Here is a 614-nt window from a genome sequence, read left to right on the forward strand (position 1 = left end):
TAATTACCGCATCCAACAGCTAAACATAATCCATCAAAAACATAACTTGTTTCATTTTCCAAAAAAATTTTAACATTCTTTTTTATACATTTGATCTGTGTTATTTTACTATTTAAATATATTTTTACATTAGTGTTAATTAATTGATTCATCATTCTTTGAGAAAATTTTTCTGCTTTTATCTCATCAATTCCCGGAAGGTCTTTAACTATTTTATTAGGATATGCATTAACAAGTTGTCCACCTAATTTATCTGTAGATTCAAATAATGAAACTTCAAAACCATTTTTATATGCCCAATAAGCAGCATATAATCCAACTGGTCCCCCTCCAATTACAGCAATTTTTTTCAATTCACGCCTCCTTAATAACACTAGTTATAACATAATCATTGTCATAAATAATTTTTGCTGTTGCCAAAAAATTATATGGTATTTTAAAATTAAATTTTCTTAAATCAATACTAAAGGGTGTTGAACATTGCATCCCAGTTCCTAGACACTTGAAATAGGATTCTTTAAGGGACCACATAACATTAAAATCAATAATAGTATTTTTTGTATGATATAAAGAATATATTTCATAATCAGAAAAAAAGTAATTAAGAACTGACC

General features: G+C 26.4%; 2 protein-coding genes. Both read right to left on the minus strand.

Going from position 1 to position 614, the window contains the following annotated elements:
• On the minus strand, nucleotides 1-353 hold a 353-nt coding region (locus tag AC6UDG_RS07255; RefSeq protein WP_500706933.1), incomplete at its 3' end, for an FAD-dependent oxidoreductase.
• A gap of 1 nt (nucleotide 354) precedes the next feature.
• Nucleotides 355-614 (minus strand): 4'-phosphopantetheinyl transferase family protein (locus tag AC6UDG_RS07260; RefSeq protein ID WP_500706934.1); only part of this gene is annotated, 260 nt, incomplete at its 5' end.

This window comes from Fructilactobacillus sp. X2R1C1 (genome assembly GCF_059901435.1).